Origin of the sequence: Vibrio sp. 10N.261.55.F4 (assembly GCF_041470465.1) — a bacterium.
Classification (GTDB): Bacteria; Pseudomonadota; Gammaproteobacteria; order Enterobacterales; family Vibrionaceae; genus Vibrio; species Vibrio crassostreae_C.
The window spans coordinates 1-18,622 of record NZ_JBFRMM010000013.1 but is presented as its reverse complement, the minus strand read 5'-3'; the positions used below and the strand labels follow the sequence as shown (position 1 = coordinate 18,622).

At 46.1% G+C, this 18,622-nt stretch carries 16 protein-coding genes; all 16 read right to left on the bottom strand.

The genetic code is table 11. From position 1 onward, the window contains the following. Nucleotides 1-66 precede the first annotated feature (66 nt). Complete coding sequence (locus tag AB4249_RS07195) at nucleotides 67-2,187, bottom strand: flagellar hook-length control protein FliK (RefSeq protein WP_372102680.1); 2,121 nt, start codon at nucleotides 2,185-2,187, stop codon at nucleotides 67-69. Nucleotides 2,188-2,369: 182 nt separating this feature from the next. Continuing rightward, entirely contained in the window at nucleotides 2,370-2,807 is a 438-nt protein-coding gene (fliJ, locus tag AB4249_RS07190) for a flagellar export protein FliJ (RefSeq protein WP_017060679.1), read from the bottom strand. Between the two features lie 19 nt (nucleotides 2,808-2,826). Beyond that, nucleotides 2,827-4,146, bottom strand: a complete 1,320-nt coding sequence (gene fliI / locus AB4249_RS07185) for a flagellar protein export ATPase FliI (protein ID WP_372102678.1) — start codon at nucleotides 4,144-4,146, stop codon at nucleotides 2,827-2,829. Further along, the gene (gene fliH, locus AB4249_RS07180) at nucleotides 4,146-4,946 is read right to left on the bottom strand and encodes a flagellar assembly protein FliH (protein WP_061024945.1); all 801 of its coding nucleotides are present in this window, start codon (nucleotides 4,944-4,946) and stop codon (nucleotides 4,146-4,148) included. Before fliH ends, fliI begins: the two co-directional genes overlap by 1 nt. Before the next feature lie 125 nt (nucleotides 4,947-5,071). Then, complete coding sequence (fliG, locus tag AB4249_RS07175) at nucleotides 5,072-6,133, bottom strand: flagellar motor switch protein FliG (protein ID WP_048661520.1); 1,062 nt, start codon at nucleotides 6,131-6,133, stop codon at nucleotides 5,072-5,074. Continuing rightward, entirely contained in the window at nucleotides 6,126-7,868 is a 1,743-nt protein-coding gene (gene fliF / locus AB4249_RS07170; RefSeq protein ID WP_017060683.1) for a flagellar basal-body MS-ring/collar protein FliF, read from the bottom strand. Before fliF ends, fliG begins: the two co-directional genes overlap by 8 nt. 16 nt (nucleotides 7,869-7,884) lie before the next feature. Continuing rightward, nucleotides 7,885-8,196, bottom strand: coding sequence for a flagellar hook-basal body complex protein FliE (gene fliE, locus AB4249_RS07165; protein WP_017060684.1), 312 nt, complete (start codon nucleotides 8,194-8,196; stop codon nucleotides 7,885-7,887). 132 nt (nucleotides 8,197-8,328) lie between these two features. Further along, nucleotides 8,329-9,738, bottom strand: a complete 1,410-nt coding sequence (locus tag AB4249_RS07160) for a sigma-54 dependent transcriptional regulator (RefSeq protein ID WP_017060685.1) — start codon at nucleotides 9,736-9,738, stop codon at nucleotides 8,329-8,331. Between the two features lie 33 nt (nucleotides 9,739-9,771). Beyond that, nucleotides 9,772-10,812 (bottom strand): PAS domain-containing sensor histidine kinase, encoded by a 1,041-nt coding sequence (locus AB4249_RS07155; RefSeq protein WP_017060686.1) that lies wholly within the window; start codon nucleotides 10,810-10,812, stop codon nucleotides 9,772-9,774. 184 nt (nucleotides 10,813-10,996) lie between these two features. Further along, a complete protein-coding gene (locus tag AB4249_RS07150) occupies nucleotides 10,997-12,463 on the bottom strand; it encodes a sigma-54 dependent transcriptional regulator (protein ID WP_017064122.1) in 1,467 nt (488 codons plus the stop codon). A 227-nt stretch (nucleotides 12,464-12,690) separates the two neighbouring features. After that, on the bottom strand, nucleotides 12,691-13,101 hold the full coding sequence (gene fliS / locus AB4249_RS07145) for a flagellar export chaperone FliS (RefSeq protein ID WP_004736194.1): 411 nt from the start codon (nucleotides 13,099-13,101) through the stop codon (nucleotides 12,691-12,693). A gap of 12 nt (nucleotides 13,102-13,113) precedes the next feature. After that, nucleotides 13,114-13,419, bottom strand: coding sequence for a flagellar protein FliT (locus AB4249_RS07140; protein WP_372102676.1), 306 nt, complete (start codon nucleotides 13,417-13,419; stop codon nucleotides 13,114-13,116). 3 nt (nucleotides 13,420-13,422) lie between these two features. Then, nucleotides 13,423-15,450: a flagellar filament capping protein FliD gene (fliD, locus tag AB4249_RS07135; protein WP_137001512.1), complete on the bottom strand. Its 2,028-nt coding sequence runs from the start codon at nucleotides 15,448-15,450 to the stop codon at nucleotides 13,423-13,425. A 22-nt stretch (nucleotides 15,451-15,472) separates the two neighbouring features. Continuing rightward, on the bottom strand, nucleotides 15,473-15,898 hold the full coding sequence (flaG, locus tag AB4249_RS07130; protein WP_372102674.1) for a flagellar protein FlaG: 426 nt from the start codon (nucleotides 15,896-15,898) through the stop codon (nucleotides 15,473-15,475). 81 nt (nucleotides 15,899-15,979) lie between these two features. Beyond that, a complete protein-coding gene (locus tag AB4249_RS07125) occupies nucleotides 15,980-17,110 on the bottom strand; it encodes a flagellin (protein WP_017066381.1) in 1,131 nt (376 codons plus the stop codon). Nucleotides 17,111-17,698: 588 nt separating this feature from the next. Next, nucleotides 17,699-18,622, bottom strand: a 924-nt coding sequence (locus tag AB4249_RS07120; protein ID WP_372102672.1) for a flagellin, incomplete at its 5' end; no start/stop codon positions are given.

Sequence of the window (18,622 nt, the reverse complement as noted above, 5' to 3'; positions counted from 1 at the left end):
TCTAACTTCCTGTTCTTTCGATTAACTGATGGTTCTTTCTATCAACCAATCGTTCTTAGCCTGATATTAGGCATAATAACTAATTCCATCACGCTTTGATGCGACATTCAATTCAAGATTGCTGCCACTATCAAGGTTTTCATCACCTTGCGTATCATTTGTGCGGTTAGCGCCGGATTGTTGCTCACCATTGTTGTATCTATCTTGTCCCTGACCGGAGTTCTGTTGTTGAACAGACGAATCGGCAAGCTGCAGACCTTGCTGAGCAAGCATCTCTCTCAAGCGAGGTAAGGTTTGTTCAATCACATCTCTCGCTTGCTGATTACTCACCGTAAAGTGCACGTTTGCCACGTCATTATTCATGGTCATGCGGATTTTCATTTGGCCCAATTCTGGTGGGTCGAGACGAATGTCCAAGTTCTTAAGGTTCTTAGACATCATCATTTGTACTTTTTCAGCCACTTGCTCATTGGCTAGCTCTTTGGTGAGCTGTAAGGGCGCTTGTTGAGCAGCTTGAATTTCAGCTCGCGTAGGTGCTGAACCCACCGTTGCCGTACCTTGTGCACCAGCCGCAGAAGCGATCTGCTGAGCAAAGGTCGAATCTTTAGAATCTTCTTTAGCACCCGCTTTACCCAAACCAGACAGTGCTGCTGCACCGGCGCCCGCTTTAAGAAGCGTATCAGTCGAGCCTGCTTTTGTGGCAGCTGGCGTTGCATTCATCGCCATTCCTTGCGCGGTTAAAGCTGGATCCAACGTTGCTTGCTGCTGAGGTGAAGCCACATTAGCTTGTTGAGCTGCGGCCTGTTGGGCTGCATGTGCATTATTGGCGTGCAGCATTGCCGCCTTGTCCGTAAGAGCATTGTTTGCTGATTGAGAAGCGGCCTGCGCTGACACTTGTTGTGTAGCCGTCGCTACAGCTGCTGTTGATGCTGCCGCAGCTAAGGCTTTAGTTTCGCTTGAATCCGTATTATCCCAATCGATAGCAGTGGGTTCACCAGACGCACTGTTCGCAGCCGGAGCTTGACTTAGCAAAGCTGTTACTTGTTGTTGAACGTTAGCGAGCTGTTGATTCAACAGGTCTAGGTTAGAGGTCGCTTTAGCCAAAGCGGCTTGCTCATCAACCGTCAACTTAGCGCCACTTTGTTGCTTATCAAGCAAGCTATCGACAACAGACTGCTCTGATTCGATTTGTCCATTCAATTGGTTTAGCGCTTTGGTATGGGCATCTACTTGCTTTGCCAGTTCAATATCCACGGCTGACAATCCTTGGCTCTGCTCGGCAGCAACCGCACTAGCTGCATTCTTTTGGCTCAGCTCTCGGCTCATACTGGCTTCAATTTGTTCTGGAGTGACGCCTTTATCCATCAACTGTCGAATTTCAGTATCAGTTAGCTGAGAAACACCCTTACCTCCGGTAAGTACAGCGATTTCAGAATCAACTTCAAGGCTCTTCTCCTGATTTGCAGCCTTAGCTTGTTGTGTCGCCTTATCCGTAACGGAAACTCCTGCAACAGAAGCACCGGTGATATTACCTTGGGCTTGTTCTACCTGACCTTGCTGAGGCAAGCCTTTGCCGTTTGGCGCTTGATTTAGGGTTTTGTTTGCCTCATCCAATTGACCAAGCAATTTATTGCCTTCGCTCATCGCTGCATTGGCTTGCGATGCCTGCGTAGCACCATCTACCGCTGATGGACCCTGAGTTTGGGATTGAGCAATATGTTCTTTAGATTCGTTAGTCGTATCCTGCGCATCTTTACCATCTGCAACAGTCTTATCAGCGACAGTGCTATCAGTGCCCGAATTGGCTTTGAGCTGAGCCTCAGATCCAGACGCAGCCTCTGCTGATGTTTTATCAGCAGCTTTCTCGCCTTCTACTTCTGAAGCTGCTTGCTTGCTTTGCGCTTCGCTCACTTCGTCAGTAGCCTTTGATTCAGCGGAATCACCTTTGTTCGCTTCGGCTGACGCTTCACCTTCGGTAGATGTCTGTTTAGTATCAGGTTTCGCAGTGCTTTCTGTGTCTTTTGCTGCGACTTTACTGTCACTTTCTTCAAAGCCGAGCGCTTCTTTAAAGGACTCAAAGAAACCTTTAGAGTCGCCGGTTTCTTCTACCTTGGAAGAGGCAGAACCGGTGTCCAACAACGATGACATTTTGTTGGTCGCTGAATTTGAGGAAAGACTAACATTCATATATACAAGCTCTATCTACTAGCTTTGCTGCCATGAATCAGGCAACAAAAAGAAAGTCGGATGCTTTTCATGCCTTTGGTGGGCATAACGCGCAATTTTATATAAAACGGAGCAAGAAACATGCCTATAAGTTCGGTTTTCACAATATAGAGAACAGCACTGACGTCATTCGTGGCTTAGGATCACATCTTCTTTCGGCTGTATAACAGAGTCGAAAATTCATCCATTTGCTTTTGTTCTCTTCGATCTTGCAGCTTTGCTTTCTCTTTCTGCTTTTTCTCCATCAACCACTCGTAGGATTTACGTTTTTTGCGTAACTCCATCCAGTAGCTTTGGCAGTTGTCGACTTGATTTTTAAAGTGGTGCTCGGCTTCTCTCTGTTTGGATAATGTTTCATCCAACTGAGTTAAGAAGCGGTTCAAGTGACCATATTGGCTCGCCGTTAAGCCTGCCTTGCCGCGGTCAACGAGCTGCTGACAGTAATCCAGTCGATACTTTTCAATCTGCGCAACCTGCTCATAGTAGCCTTGCAGCTCAGAGTTCGCTTTGTTGAGCGCAAGTACCGCTTGGTTCTCTTGATCTTTGGCTTGATCGAGCAAAAATTCTAATGCGTTATCCATGACTAACCTTATTCACCCGTTAGCCACCCAATACATGTTTCAACATGTTGACGCACATGTCGTATGGGACGGTCTCTTTCATCTTCTGCTGCAAGTACTCATCCAGTTTTGGTTTCAACGTGAAGGCACTATCGATTGCTGGATCCGTTCCTGGCTTGTAAGCACCAATCGACACCAAATCTTGGTTTTTACGGCAGATAGACAGCACTTGCCTTACCGCTTTCGACATCAAGACATGTTCTTCAGTGGTGATTTGCGGCATAACACGACTGACGGATTTCTCAACGTCAATCGCTGGGTAGTGACCGGCATCGGCCATCTCACGAGATAACACAACGTGACCATCGAGAATTGCTCGCGACGCATCCGCAATCGGATCTTGTAAGTCATCGCCTTCGGTTAACACGGTAAAGAAAGCCGTGATAGAACCTTGTTCATCATTGCCGTTACCTGCTCGTTCCACCAGCGCAGGAAGCTTAGCGAAGACTGATGGCGGATAACCTTTGGTTGCTGGCGGCTCACCCACAGACAGAGCAATTTCGCGCTGAGCCTGAGCAAAACGGGTCAATGAATCCATTAATAAAAGAACATCTAAACCTTGATCGCGGAAGTACTCAGCTACAGCCAGTGCAGTTTGGCAACCTTTCAATCGCATCAGTGGCGATGAATCCGCAGGAGCAGCGACCACCACAGATCGTTTGCGTCCATCTTCGCCAAGAATCTCTTCAATAAATTCTTTAACTTCTCGTCCACGCTCACCAATTAGACCTACCACCACCACTTGCGCGGTCGTGCCTCGAGTCATCATCCCGAGCGTGACCGACTTACCGACACCGGAACCAGCAAACAGACCAATACGCTGACCTTTACCTACCGTCAGCAAACCGTTTATGGCCTTCAAGCCGACATCGAGCGGTTCAGAAATCGGTTTACGAGCTAAAGGGTTGATTGGCTCAGCATTAAATGAAGCGCGTTGTTCGGTATAGATTGGACCTAGCCCATCAAGTGGATTACCCACCCCGTCGATCACTCGGCCAAGCAATTCCATTCCGACAGGGATACCGCTTTCAGTGGTCACGGGGGTCACACGAGCGCCAGGTAGTATCCCAGTGATTTGTTCACTCGGCATCAAAAATAAGTTATCGCCAGAGAAGCCGACGACTTCGGCTTCCATCTGACCAGACATGGTTTCTACTAAACACAGGCTGCCGATGGGTGCTTTACAGCCGGTCGCTTCAAGCGTTAAGCCAACAACGCGTACTAACTTACCAGAGGCAATTGGTCGCGATTTTAGCCCCTCGACTTTGTATTGGCTAAGACGATTTGCTAATTCAAGCATTACTCATGACCCTGATGACGGTTTGCGCCACAGAAGTTTTGAATGACGTTTTTCACACGGTCTTCCATGCGGTAGTTAACGCTCGACTCACCCGCTTCGATTTGTACGTCACCACGGTTGAGTGCCGGCTCTGCAACTAACGTCCAATTGCGGCAATCCAATTCAGTTTCGCCATACGCAGAACGAATAATCGCGACGTCTTCGGGATTAAGCTTCAATGTGATCGCATGACCTGAGATCGGCAACGACTCGACCGACTCTTTAACGGTATCTAATATGATTTGTGGGTTGGTTTGCACTTCAACATGAACCACTTCTTTGACCATGGTCAGTACCATGTCCACCAATTGCTTCTCTACCTGAGCGTTCATCAGCTCTAAAGGTTGAGCAAACTGGTTGGCTAGCCCCATAAAGATGGCAACTTGCTGCTGAATGTACTCTTGACCAGCAGTCACGCCTTCAAGCTTGCCGGCTTGATTGCCTTCTTCGTGGCCTGCAGCAAACCCTTCTTCTTTACCTTTTTCGTAACCCTGTTTAAAGCCAGCTTCTTGGCCTTGATGCAGCCCTTCCTGATAAGCACCTTGCTTAATCAATTCGATTTGCTCTTCAGTCAGAACAAGCTCTTCGTCTTCAATGGCTTCTTCAACCGTCGGCATCCAACTAGGGTCGTAATTAAAGGCCGTTTCTTTGGCTTGTTTATTCACATCAGAGGTGTAGTCAGGCAACCCCCATTTCTGAGGTTGGGCAACCGTATTATCTTCTTCAGGGCGAAGGAAGCCGCGTTTTCTATCACCTGACATATCAGTACCTATCTATGAATGCGTCCAGCTGCATTGTAAATTCAAGCCGTTGAACGGAGTTAATCTTGGGTTCGAGATTGGATAAAGAAAAGCCCCAACAGTGTGGGGCTCTTGAGGTTTCTGTATTAAAGGAACTCGTCGGCGCCACCAGACAGCATAATCTCGCCACTGTCTGCCATCTTCCTCGCAATACCTAATATCTCTTTTTGAGCCGCTTCCACGTCGGAGACTTTTACTGGCGGCATCGCCTCAATGTCGTCTCTCATCATATCGGCAGCACGTTTAGACATGTTCTTGAAGATCTTCTCACGTAGACCGTCATCAGCACCTTTAAGCGCTTTCTGTAGAATATCTTGTGGAACATCACGTAGTAGTCGTTGAACACCTTGGTCATCAACTTCAATAAGGTTTTCAAAGACAAACATCAGATCTTGAATCTGTGTTGCCATGTCTTCGTCTTGGTCACGGATTTGATCCATCAAGACGCCTTCCACGTTGTTATCCATGTAGTTCATGATCTCAGCCGCGGCTTTCAGGCCACCAATTTTGGCAGCTTGAGCACCCGCTTGACCCGCGAACTGTTTCTCCATGATTTCATTCAGTTCAGCAAGCGCCGAAGGTTGAACTTCTTCAAGGTTGGCAATACGCATCATCAGATCCAGACGAACTCGCTCTGGGAACTGAGACAGGATCTCAGCCGATTGATCGGCATCGAGGTACGACAACACAATAGTTTGAATTTGAGGGTGCTCGTTGATGATAATGCTCGCCACCTGACGAGGATCCATCCACTTAAGCGAATCCAAACCTTTCGAACCTGTGCCGAGAAGGATTTGGTCAACAAGGTTATTCGCCTTGTCTTCACCCAGAGCAGCAACTAACGCATTACGCATGAAGTCTTCGCTGCCCATACCAATGTTGGTGTACTTCTGAATATCATCTAAGAAAGCACGGTGCACAGCGCCTACTTTCTCTTGGGATAGGTCTGTAGCTCGCGCCATCGCACTACCCACACGCTGAACCTGCTTTGGCTCTAGGTGACGAATAATACCAGCAGCATCTTCTTCATTTAAACTGAGCAACAAGATCGCAGCGCGCTCATCGCCTGAGATAGAGCCGATATCCACGCTAGAGACATCAAGCACTTCACCGCCTTCAGTTTGTTGTGGAACTATTTCGTTAGCCATCTACCATCCAATTCTTAACTACTTGAGCTGCTAGCTCTGGTTCATTCGCTACAAGTGCACGTACTGCTTTCAGCACGTCCTCGTCTTTATGAAGGTTTGGTAAGTCGATACTTGAACCAAATTCAAACAGCTCACCACCTTCAATATCACCACCAATTAAGCTGGTTTCGCCGTCGGCACCAATTGGCATGCCATCAGGTCCGTACATCTGTTCATCGTTGTCTGCTGCTGGGTTAAGCAGTTTCTTCATTGCAGGGCGAACAAGTACCAACACCACCACAATGATAACCAAGGCACTTGCAAACCAACGAACCCAATCATTGAAGTTTGGATGCTCCCAGATTGGCACATCAGCAACAACATCTGTTACTTGAGGTGCAAACTGCATGCTTAATACGTTGAGCAAATCACCACGAGTTTCATCAAAGCCCACCGTACCAATCAGTACTTGGCGAATCGCATTGATTTCGCTCGCCGGGATTGGCGTATGAACCACTTCACCCGTATCTGGGTTCAAGGATTGGCGGTCTTTGATCGCAACAGAAACCGTCTGACGATTAACCGTGCCGCTCTGTTTACGTTCATGACTGATGGTGGTGTCTAGCTCAAAGTTTCGAGTCGCTTCTTTGTGAACAGAGCCTTGACCTGTCATCGCGCCGTCTTTCATCTGAGCCACATCTTGTGGAATTGAGGCATCCGCTGGAGGCTGGTTACTCAACGCACCCGGAATACCCGCCACCGTATTTCCATTGTTGTAATCTTCTAAGGTGTATTCACTTCGAGTCGCCGGTGTATTCGGATCAAAACGTTTTCTGGTTTGCTCCACAGCACTGAAATCGAGCTGGATATCAACCTGAGCGGTGTAGTTACCAAACCCAAGAATAGGAATCAGGATGGAGTCAATTTTTTCACGCAGCGCTTGTTCTTGATTGCGCTCTAACTCGTGTTCTTTACGACGCGCCGCTGACATAGGGTCTTGAGAGCCTGAGCTCAACAATCGGCCATGCTGATCGGTCACCGTAATACGTGAGGTTTTCATTCCCGGAACGGCACTTGCCACCATATCCACAACAGAATCAACTTCTTGCTGCTTGAGGTTAGTACCTGTTTTTAGAGTTAGGAATACAGAAGCAGAGGCTTCTTGATTATGACGTACAAAAACACTCTGCTTCGGCAGGGCCAATAAAACCTGAGCTTTACGCACCTGTTTCATCTGCTCAATGGCTTTGGCAAGTTGTCTTTCGCGGCTTAATTTAAGGCGTTCTTGTTCTAAACGTTGTGATACACCAAAACCCATGTCTTGCATGAGGATGTCATCACCCGCGTTTCGCTCTTGATTCAAACCCGCTCGTACCATATTAAGCTTTAATGAGTTGTACTCACTCGCCGGTACTGAGATGGTATTGCCTTCAAGCGTGTAATCGATCTTTTGCAGATCTAAGTAATCAAGAACGGGGATCAATTCTTCTGTTTCGTAAGCCCCTAATGGACGCATTTCTGGCTCTTTTACCCAGAAAAACAGCATCACAATCAGCGCTACACAGATAGAGATAGAAAGGACTAAGACGACCTGACGAAGTAAATCAAGATCACCGACAGCCATATCGAACTTCGATGAACTGCGTTCACCTAGATCGGGATTTTGCCCTTCTCCGTCTAGCTCAGAGCCTGCAATAAGTGCATGGTCGTTGCTATCGCTTACGGTTAAATCTGTTGTTTGACTATTATCTGCCACTATTTAACTACCCAACTTATACCGGCATATTCATCAGCTCTTTGTACGATTCGACCAATTTATTTCTAATTTGGATCGTCGCCTCAAAAGCCACACTAGATTTATTACGAGCAATCATCACGTCCGATAGGGATACGCTTTGGTCGCCACTATCAAAACGAGCTTGAAGATCACCTGAGGTCTTTTGTAATGAGTTCACATTATTGATGGCATTAGTCAGCATGTTGCCAAAATCTGCACCGACCGCTTGCCCCGTTGCTGCGGGACGCGCGCTGGCAGCTTCGACCATCATTGCCTGCATTTCGCCTTGTAAACCATCTATTCTCATCTACTACCTCAGGAGTCAAAATTATGACCATCTATTTAGCTATATTATTGACAGAGCAATTAGCGTGCCACACATTTAATTGACTAGATATCGTATTACACTAGTCAGAAAGCTGACACTACTAATCTATCCTCAGTTTGGGATATCTATTCCAGCATCGCGCATTTTAGCCAACTTGTAACGCAGTGTACGAGGGCTAATGCCCAGTTTTTCAGCCATATCTTTGCGTCGGCCATTACATGCAATCAGGGTTTCAAGAATGATCGCATACTCTTGATCTCTAAGCTCATTACCTAACCCTTCGCTGCTAGCCGCGATTTTATTGATTGGGTTTGCTTCGGCAATAGGCTTAATTTCTGGCGCAGCTACGTCACTGCCTTCGACGATTTGTTGTAGGCTGCTTGCGTCTTGCCAATCGACACCTTCAAGAAGGATATGCTCACCAGAGATGTTCTCTTGTTCGCTCAATATTAGCGCACGCTGTACCACATTGTCTAATTCGCGAACATTGCCCGGCCACGGATAATTGACGAGTTTGCTGATCGCTTGTGCTGACATAACGGGTACAGGCATACCAAGTTTGGTGCAGTGGCGCTCAACTAAGTGCTTGGCTAAAGGCTCAATATCGCCTTTACGCTCGCACAATGGAGGCCAAGAAATTGGGAATACATTCAGGCGGTAGTATAAATCCTCACGGAAATTCCCTTCAGAAACATACTGTTTAAGGTCTCGGTTACTGGTCGCTAATACACGAACATCCAATTTGATGCTCTTACGACTACCTAATCGCTCAACTTCGCGCTCTTGCAAAACACGCAGTAGTTTGGCTTGTAGGCTAAGATCCATTTCACTGATCTCATCCAACAGAATTGTACCGCCCTGCGCTTGCTCGAATTTCCCCGGGCAAGCTTGAATAGCGCCAGTAAATGCGCCTTTTTCATAACCAAACAGGGTCGCTTCTAACATGTTGTCTGGGATCGCCGCGCAGTTAATCGCGACAAACGGGCCATCTTTTCGGCTAGAAGCATTGTGAATGTAGCGAGACATCACCTCTTTACCAGAACCACTCGGGCCCAACACCATGACGTTGGCATCGGTTTTCGCAACTTTATCAGCTAGCATCATTAGCTTGATACTTTTTTCATCAGCAACGATAGCGTCGCCGTTGTCATCCGACTTTACAGGCGCATAACGGCTGACCATGTTGAGCAGCACTTCTGGCGCAAATGGCTTTGCCATATAGTCGATAGCGCCCTCTTTCATTGCAGCAACGGCATCTTCGATGTTGGCGTACGCTGTCATTAGCAATACCGGCAAATTTGGCCAATGCTGCTTAATGTTTCTCAATAGTGCCAAGCCACCCATGCCCGCCATCTGCACGTCAGATACGACAATATCAACGGAGTTCGATTTTAATTTGACCAGAGCATCTTCCGCACAATCCGCTTCCAGCCATTCATAGCCAGCAAGCGCGAGTGTGTCGACAAGGGCTTCGCGTAGACCTTCATCATCTTCGACGATTAACACTTTGCTTTGAGCCATAGGATTCTCCAGTGTAAATTCAGTTAAAACTTATTAGTCTTCAGAAGAAGCACTTCTTTCAAGCGGTAGACACATGGTAAAGCATGCGCCGTCGCCTTCTTCTGATATCAATTCCAGTCGGCCTTCATGTGCTCGACATACCATTTGTACAACCGCTAAGCCTAGACCTGTACCTTGTGAACGAGTGGTAAAGAAGGGTTCCATTATTTTACCTTGAAGCTCTTTCGGTACGCCGGGGCCACTGTCTTGCACTGATATCTTAAGCTCGCCATTTACGGGCCTAAAAAACACATCGATCTGCGATTCCTTACCCGCAATTTGAACCGCGTTCAACACTAGGTTGCTTAACGCTGAGGCGATAGCATTGGCGTTGCCGAACATTTGAGTCTGTTCGCCCTCAACTTCTTGGCAATAATCAATCTGGTTAGTTTTCAATGCCGCTTCCACCATAGGGTGAAATTCAGTGATCAATTCAGCCACAGTAAATGGCTTAACGACTTTGTTGTCACCACCTTTGGCAAACAACAGCATGTCGTTCACTTGCTTCTCTAAGTCATGCAATCTATCCATAAGCTTAGATTGAAAACGCGTTTTTGTTGCCGGCGGCAGATTTGGCGCGGCAAGGTTTGATGCATACAGCATCGCACTTGAAAGCGGCGTTCGCACTTGATGGGCAAGCGAGGCCACCATTCTACCTAATGAAGACAAACGCTGAAGATCACTCACGCGAGACTGCAATAGTCGGGTCTCGGTCAGATCGGTAATCAAAATCAGCTGACCCGTGGTAGAGGCTGAAATCGCCAAACGCACTTTTCGCCCGTTCTTCAATGAGATCTCATGACCGTCATCGTCTTTTGGGTCAAAGGCACTTTGAATCACTGAAAACCACTTCTCGCCAACCAACTCAACACCAAGAATACGATGCGCTTCAGGGTTCGCTTCTCTCACTTCGCCGTGTGTATCTAACAAGATAACCCCAGCTGGCATCACGTCGAGTACTTGCTTATAGCGCTCAACCTGCTGTTCAACAGAATCTAGGTGTGATTGATTTTCTGGTTCGTTAGATACGCGCATGTCAAAAATTTGCCTCAAATACTAAAACAGCCTGAGACGTACAACACGAGTCAGGCTATTTGCTATATTTATCACATAGTTAAGCAAGCAACAACTCGACTATGGTTTATCTGTTCACTTAGCTAGAGTTACCAAATAGCTAAAAAGTGTGTGCTAGTTTTTCGTTTTCATCGAAAACTGGACACTATCGCTGCAAGTTATATTTACGCATTTTTTCAACCAGAGTGGTTCTACGCATTCCAAGCATGTCAGCAGCACGAGCAACAATGCCGCCCTGCGCTTCCAACGCTTGATTGATCATATTCACTTCCATATCCGCGAGTAGCTCTTTCAAGTTAACCCCTTCTGGCGGTAACTCTTGAGGCGCATTAGCATTGTCGGCAATATCATCTTGCTGATCAAAACTGAAATCTTCTGAGAATAAGTCAGCAAGTGCATCACGCTCTTGCTCCTCTTCAGATCCAAAGCTATTAAACTCTGGCTGGAACTCAGGGATATCGCTGTATCGATATTTAGTTGGCAGGTGATTCACATCAACCAAGCTGTTTGGATACAAGATAACCATTCGTTCAACCAGGTTCGCTAGTTCACGAACGTTACCTGGCCAGTAATGCTCCATCAAAGAGTTGATAGCACGAGCCGTGAAACAGATAGGCATGCTGCCTTCCGCTTCCATTCGAGTCATCAGCTCTTGAAGCAACAGTGGAATATCTTCTTTACGATCTTGAAGCGCCGGCATTTCAATCGGGAATACATTTAAGCGGTAGTAAAGATCTTCACGGAACGAATCATCGTCGATCATATCTTCAAGGTTGCGGTGGGTTGCCGCAATCACTCTAACATCAGCTTGTATGGTGCTATTGCCACCTACACGCTCAAAGCATCGCTCTTGCAGTACTCGTAGCAGCTTAACTTGCATCGCCATCGGCATATCGCCAATTTCATCAAGAAACAGTGTGCCACCTTCAGCCAATTCAAAACGGCCTTTACGTGCGGTAATCGCCCCAGTAAATGCGCCCTTCTCATGACCAAACAGTTCACTTTCAAGCAAATCAGGTGGAATCGCGCCACAGTTTACAGGAACAAAAGGCCCTGAACGACGTTTAGAGTGATAGTGAATGTTACGCGCTACGACTTCTTTGCCTGTACCAGATTCACCAAGAATCAGCACGTTCGCTTCCGTAGAAGAGACTTGTTCAATTAAGTGACGTACTTCTTGAATGCCAGCACTTTGTCCTACTAGGCTGCGAAACAGGGTGTTCTTGCGTGCCGAAGACACAACTTGAACACCTTTGCGGCCTAAGAAGTCTTTACAGTGTCTTAATGCATCACTTAATTGCGGGTAGTTAAGAGGAAGTTCAAGCTCACCAACATAGTTAGTCAACTCGTCAACCGGGTGATTGTTTTTGCCAATCACCAGTAAAGGGATGTGATTGGCGTGAACAAGCTTCTCATTCAGTAATGCGTTGAAGCCTTTACCTTTAATGGTACCAATAATGCAGCCGGCCCACTGTAGTGACCAGTCAACTTTACGTGCTTGTTCAGAGCTGATTACTTCGCAGCTCTCTCCTACAAACTCTAATATTGTGCTTAAATTGTGACGATCTTGAGCGTTATCGTCGACGACAAGCAGTTTTGCCAAACCTTGCATAAGTAGGAATTATTGCCTTTATTTTGGTGCGATGCGGAAAAACGGTGAGCAACGTAGTCTATAAAACCGTGAGATGTATCAATGATTATGGTCTACGTGGACAAATTAGGAAATCAGCAACGAAAAAAGCCATTAGGCTATCTAATGGCTTCTATTTTATTTGATTAAAAAAATAAGGCAACCAACCAATTAAGGGATATGAGATTGGTTAAAACTGCAATTTTTCTTTAAATACCTACGTCAGCGGACGTCAAGTTGTGATATTCGTTCGGAATTTGGTCCCAAGCGCTCTTAATTTCGCGAATAATATCGATAACATCATCAATAGGCTGTGGGTCATTTTTGTGATTTGCCGCAGAAATTTGCGTGATCATGAACTCATAAAGTTGATCTAGGTTTTTCGCAATATCGCCACCATCGTCCATAGATAGGCAACTACGTAGGCTAATAATGATATCTAGAGCCTTACCAAGTCGCTCACCTTTCACTGGGATGTTGCCTGCTTGCATTGCCGCTTTGCCTTGAATCAAACGCTCGATAGCACCGGCCATTAGCATTTGTACAATCTTATGCGGTGAGGCAGCCGTTAGCTGACTATCCACTGATACCTTTTTATATGCCTGTAAAGAACCGCGCATAGTAAACCTCTTCTATAAAAACTTTTTGTATTGTTGAACTGATTTAGCGCCGTGACGGTATTTATGTAGGGTCTTACCTACTCGACTCGTCTCAGACTGCATCAATTCGACTAATTTTCTGGTTCTGGTAATGGCTTCAAACCATTCAGAACTTTGCTTAACGTCGGGATGTGAGTAGATTATTTGAAGCACGTTTTGCAATAACTGTTCTCTGTTATCGACAAGCTGCGTTATTTCTTCAGCATTAATTTCACTAAATTCCAGTTTAGAGATAATTAGTTGATCGAGTTCACAAAGCTCTTGTAGCTGGCTATTCATCTATTAGCCCAACGCATTCATCATACTGCCCAGCTGAGATTGCATCTTACTGGTCGCATCTTGCATGGCTGTGAACTTAGAGTGGGTACGGCTCTCTAGGCTGTCCATGCGGCGGTCGAGCGCGCTTTGGTCATCAACCAAACGGTAGTTTTGCTCGACCAAGCTCTTTTCTCTAGTACGGATTGAACCCGTGATACCTGTGATACCTTGAATCGCATCTTCCACTTTTTTGGCGAAACCGTTGTTGCCACCAAAGAACTCACCCAACTTATCAAAGTTATTGTTGAGTTGACGGTCAAGCATATCGTAGTTGATTTCTAGCGAGCCTTGTCTTGTGGTCGTGATACCAAACTCGGTCAAAGATTTTAGGTTATCAGGCGCGCCTTCAATGCTTGATGAGAACACACCTTTTAATCGTGAGTCGGCGTTACGCACGGTACTGTCACCAGACAGCGGGCCTTTTTGGCCAGTCGTTGGGTCAACACCCGCCAAGTTTTTAGACACTTGGTAAAACTGATTATAAGAATTAACAAAAGCTTCAATGTCTTGGCGAACACTATTACGGTCGTACTCCACACCAATTTCTGCCGGCGGCTTATCTTTTGGCGTTTTTCCTTTCACCGTAATATCAATACCTTCAATGGCATCTTCAATCACATTGTTATTACTAGAGAGTTGAGCAACACCATCTAGGACAACCATAGAATCTTGGCCAGCCTGAACTTCAGTCATTCCACTATAGGTATCAAAAGATTGCTGTGCTTGTTCAAGATCTGCTTGCGCTTTATCGACCTTCTCTAAGAGCTCGCGCTCTTCGGGTTCTAATTTGGCACGCTCAATTTTCTTGGCTTGCTCTGCGGTGAGTTCGCCTTTTTGAACTTTCTCAGCCAACTCTGCTTTTTCTTGTGAAATCTTCTCTTCGATACGCGCTTGCTCAGCCTCAAGCTTTTGTTGGGCTTCTTTCGGTGTCACGTATGAATCGGTCAGAGTACCTGAGGCAGCATTTGACCACCCCGGCACATCGGGTGCCTTCTCTATCGCTTTTTCATCAAGCTCAAGTTCTGGTGTGTAGTAAGAATCTAAAAGCGTGCCTGACGCGGTTTCAGTCCAGCCAGGGATATTATCTTCAGGCATCACAGACTTTGCCGCTTGAGCTGCGTCTAGGGCGGCTTGGCCGTCGGCGGCTGCTTGCTCACCGTAGCTGAGACTTTTAGAGTCTCCGTCAACATCTGAAGTAGAATCGGTTTGGGCTGCTGGGATGATATTGCCATCTTTATCGAGTGTTTCATTCGCATTTGGGTCATCGCTAGCGATCACTTCATCGATGAGTTCAACGGCTTTTCCTGCAGGGGTTAGAGCTAGAATATCTTGAGCAGCAACGCGCGCTTTCTCTAGCGCTTTAACACGTTCTTCAAGCGTTTTGTATTCGAGTTTTTTTAAGGGATTGGCAGCATCTGACTCAACATTAATGCTGATCTGCTGATCTGAACCAGACTGGTTCGAGGCAATAATAAGTCTTGGACCTTCGACATCGTTGATAATAGATGCACGAACGCCTGGGTTGCTATCTGCACCGTTGATACCACGAACAACTTCGATAAGTCTCGATCTGTCGCCAACTTGCACGTCAAAGCTGTCATCACCAAGCGAAACCTGCAGCTTACCTGGGCCAAATTTCATGTCCTCTGACAGTACATCAGAAGCCACTTTATGGCTTTGGGCAAGCTGCAACACATCGATGGCATATTTGCCAGCGATCGCTTCGGTAGTCGCGGTTGCAGAGACAAGCGCTTCATCGGTACTTTCCACTGTTCGCACAGCAAAAGCTTTTTCCTGACGAAAGTTTGTCATCAGGTTTTTCATCGAATCAAGGGATTCTCTGAGTCTTCCATAGGCACTAATGCTGGTATCGATTCGCGTTCGTTCATTGTCGATTCGTTGCTGTTTAGGTACACGCTCCGAATCAACAATTTTGCTGACCATGGAATTGATATCCATGCCAGACGAAATCCCCATTGGGCCAAAACTCATTAAATCACCTCAATAATACGACTTAAACCTTCACCTCAAATATTCGACTATTCGAGTTTTGGGCTGCTAGGCGTCTTAGAATTTCAAGCATTTCTTCATCAGGGATCTGGCGAATAATATCACCGGTTGTGGTCTCATAAATGGTAACCACATCTCTCCCAGATTCTTCATCGACCTTAAAAGCCACACCTTTATTGAGAGAGGAGATAAACTCGTTTACCTTCTCCACCATTTTGACTCGCTCTTCATCATTTAACTCTTGTCTATGTTGAGCTAATTGAATCGCCGCTTCGGTAGCTTCCTCTTTCGATTTCTCTACCTTGTCATAAGATGTTGCTTCTTTTAGTCGCGAAAGACTCGACGCACTACTACCTTCATCGCTTGCAATTTTAATGCCACTAGGTGAGCCATAAGGCTGGATGTTCGATGCGTTGGATGATATTTCCATAACACTCTCCCTCCCTCCTTTATGAGCCAAACAGTAAAACTCTACCCAGAGTAGAGTTTACCGCTACTTACCGAGGTAAGTTTAGCCCAATAAGCTTAGAGCTGCTGATGGTGACTGTTTTGCTTGAGCTAGGATAGAAGTACTCGCCTGTTGTAGGATTTGAGACTTCGTCATAGCTGTTGTTTCTTTCGCGTAATCGGTATCTTTGATACGGCTCTTAGACGCATTAACGTTTTCGTTGATGTTGTCTAAGTTGCTGATTGCATGGTCAAAACGGTTTTGGAAAGCACCTAGAGAAGCACGTTGGCTATCAACAGATTTTAGAGCACCATCAATGATAGATACTGCTTCGTTTGCACCTGCAACAGAAGTTACGTCGATATCGTTAACGGTAACGTCTTTACCAGCACCGATACCTAGTTCGCCCGCAAGGCTGCCGCCAAACTCAACATCACCTTCAACTTTTTGGCTTGAAGCGAAAAGTTGCAGTTTACCGCCTTCACCCACAGACGCTTTAACGTCTTGGCTTTGACCATTGATGTAAGTTGCTAGCTCTTCGATATCGTTGCCTTCTTTAGCAGAGATAGATAGCTCTTGCGCTTCACCAAACTTATCGTTGTATTTGATTGTTAAATCAGCACCCGCACCTACACGCCAAGAAGCATCTTTGCCTTCTGTAACGCCGTAGCTCTTACCACCCATGTCTTGAGTGTCAGTACGCATGTTGCTCATAGATAGCATTACTGCTTCACCTGAGTCAGCACCGATTTGGAAAGATTGGCTGCCGTAAGTACCGTTCAGAAGCTTGTTACCACCAAAAGAGGTCGTTTCAGCGATACGGTTAAGTTCTGTGTTTAGAGCAGAGACTTCTTCTTGGATCGCAACACGTTCAGATTTGCTGTTCGAACCGTTTGAAGATTGAAGAGAAAGGTCACGCATACGTTGCAGAATGTTGGTTGACTCATTCATTGCACCTTCAGCTGTCTGTGCAATAGAGATACCGTCATTCGCGTTTTTCACAGCCATATCTAGGCCACGACTTTGCGACGTTAAGCGGTTAGAGATTTGTAGGCCTGCAGCATCATCTTTTGCGCTATTGATTTTATAGCCAGAAGACAAACGCTCCATTGATTTTTGAGTACCTTCAGCCGCGCTATTTAGGTAGCGCTGAGCCGTCATTGCAGACACATTTGTGCTTACATTAATCGCCATAGTTGATCTCCTTTAGGCATTTTTTAATGTACTTATGTGACTCTCACCTCACACTAATACATGTCAATTTTGTTTATGCACCAGTGTCTCTCTCACCTTACATTGGTACATATCATTTCTCTCAATCCCTTTAACGGCGCCTTAATTAGAAGCTTTAATAAAAAATGCGCTTTTTTTCATATTCTTTTCAACAACAAAGGAAAGTGTGATCGGGCTTCAATTAATAGGGCGACATTCGCTAAAGTTGCCCCATTATTTAAGTTAATGAGCGTAGTGTTGAATATAAAGTCAGAAGAGATCCCTGATATCTCGTTCTACTCGATTCTGGGGTGACGAAAGACTGCTTCGATGTAGTAAGCGAGGAAACCATCATTTCCCAATTCCCGTCACTCCCTACAGTGAGGAGCGAGCGTGATAGGGAATCTCGCTTTCCAATCAACGACCAACACCAAAACTCCCCCCTTCTCCAAATTGCAGGCAATAAAAAACCCAGCCGAAGCTGGGTCTGTTTAGCGCTCATCTCTCACCACGAGCTAATTTGTGGAAGCCTAACGTTGACGCTTATAGTCAACGTGGCTTTTTAATCGATTAACCTAGTAGGCTAAGTGCCGAGTTCGGAGCTTGCTTCGCTTGAGCAAGAATCGAGCTTGAAGCTTGAGAAAGGATCTGAGACTTAGTCATCTGAGTCGTTTCTTTCGCGAAATCGGTATCTTTAATACGGCTCTTAGATGCGTTAACGTTCTCGTTAATGTTGTCTAAGTTGCTGATAGCGTGGTCGAAACGGTTTTGGAAAGCACCTAGCTCAGCACGGTGGCTATCTACATACTTAAGTGCCGCATCGATAATAGCTACAGACTCTTGTGCGCCGCCAACTGATGTTACGTCGATAGTATCAACCGTTACGTCTTTGCCAGGTTGCATGCCTAGTTCGCCAGCCAGGCTGCCAGAGAATGCCACTTCGCCTTCAACCTTGTTGTTACCAGTAAACATTTGTAGCTTACCGTCTTCAGTTACAGACGCTTTAACAGAGTCTTGTTGACCGTTGATGTACGTTGCTAGCTCTTCGATGTCGTCACCCGCTTTTGCGCTGATGTCGATTTCTTGTGCTTGACCGAAGTTATCAGTGAACGACATTTTTAGGTCGTTAGAGCCTGCTTGAACGTTCCAATCTTTATCTTTCGCGTTCTCAGTTTGGTAGCTCTTACCACCCATCTGAGCGTTATCAGAGCGCATGTCTTTCAGTTGAAGCATTACCGCTTCACCGTTATCCGCACCGATTTGGAATGATTTAGTACCATGAGTACCGTTAAGCAGTTTATTACCACCAAAAGACGTCGTTTCCGCGATACGGTTTAGTTCGTCGTTCAGTGCTGTTACTTCTTCTTGAATCGCTACACGCTCAGATTTTGAGTTTGAGCCGTTTGAAGATTGTAGAGACAAATCACGCATACGTTGCAGGATGTTAGTCGTCTCGTTCATTGCACCTTCAGCTGTTTGTGCAATTGAGATACC

Bases quoted from the DNA above. Each gene is read 5' to 3' on its own strand.
- fliJ (WP_017060679.1), bottom strand. From the start codon at position 2,807: ATGGATAACGCATTAGAATTTTTGCTCGATCAAGCCAAAGATCAAGAG.
- AB4249_RS07195 (WP_372102680.1), bottom strand. From the start codon at position 2,187: ATGAATGTTAGTCTTTCCTCAAATTCAGCGACCAACAAAATGTCATCG.
- AB4249_RS07125 (WP_017066381.1), bottom strand. From the start codon at position 17,110: ATGGCGATTAATGTAAGCACAAATGTGTCTGCAATGACGGCTCAGCGC.
- AB4249_RS07150 (WP_017064122.1), bottom strand. From the start codon at position 12,463: ATGCAAGGTTTGGCAAAACTGCTTGTCGTCGACGATAACGCTCAAGAT.
- fliE (WP_017060684.1), bottom strand. From the start codon at position 8,196: ATGAGAATAGATGGTTTACAAGGCGAAATGCAGGCAATGATGGTCGAA.
- flaG (WP_372102674.1), bottom strand. From the start codon at position 15,898: ATGGAAATATCATCCAACGCATCGAACATCCAGCCTTATGGCTCACCT.
- fliI (WP_372102678.1), bottom strand. From the start codon at position 4,146: ATGCTTGAATTAGCAAATCGTCTTAGCCAATACAAAGTCGAGGGGCTA.
- AB4249_RS07160 (WP_017060685.1), bottom strand. From the start codon at position 9,738: ATGGCTCAAAGCAAAGTGTTAATCGTCGAAGATGATGAAGGTCTACGC.
- AB4249_RS07155 (WP_017060686.1), bottom strand. From the start codon at position 10,812: ATGCGCGTATCTAACGAACCAGAAAATCAATCACACCTAGATTCTGTT.
- fliS (WP_004736194.1), bottom strand. From the start codon at position 13,101: ATGCGCGGTTCTTTACAGGCATATAAAAAGGTATCAGTGGATAGTCAG.
- fliD (WP_137001512.1), bottom strand. From the start codon at position 15,450: ATGAGTTTTGGCCCAATGGGGATTTCGTCTGGCATGGATATCAATTCC.
- AB4249_RS07140 (WP_372102676.1), bottom strand. From the start codon at position 13,419: ATGAATAGCCAGCTACAAGAGCTTTGTGAACTCGATCAACTAATTATC.
- fliG (WP_048661520.1), bottom strand. From the start codon at position 6,133: ATGGCTAACGAAATAGTTCCACAACAAACTGAAGGCGGTGAAGTGCTT.
- fliH (WP_061024945.1), bottom strand. From the start codon at position 4,946: ATGTCAGGTGATAGAAAACGCGGCTTCCTTCGCCCTGAAGAAGATAAT.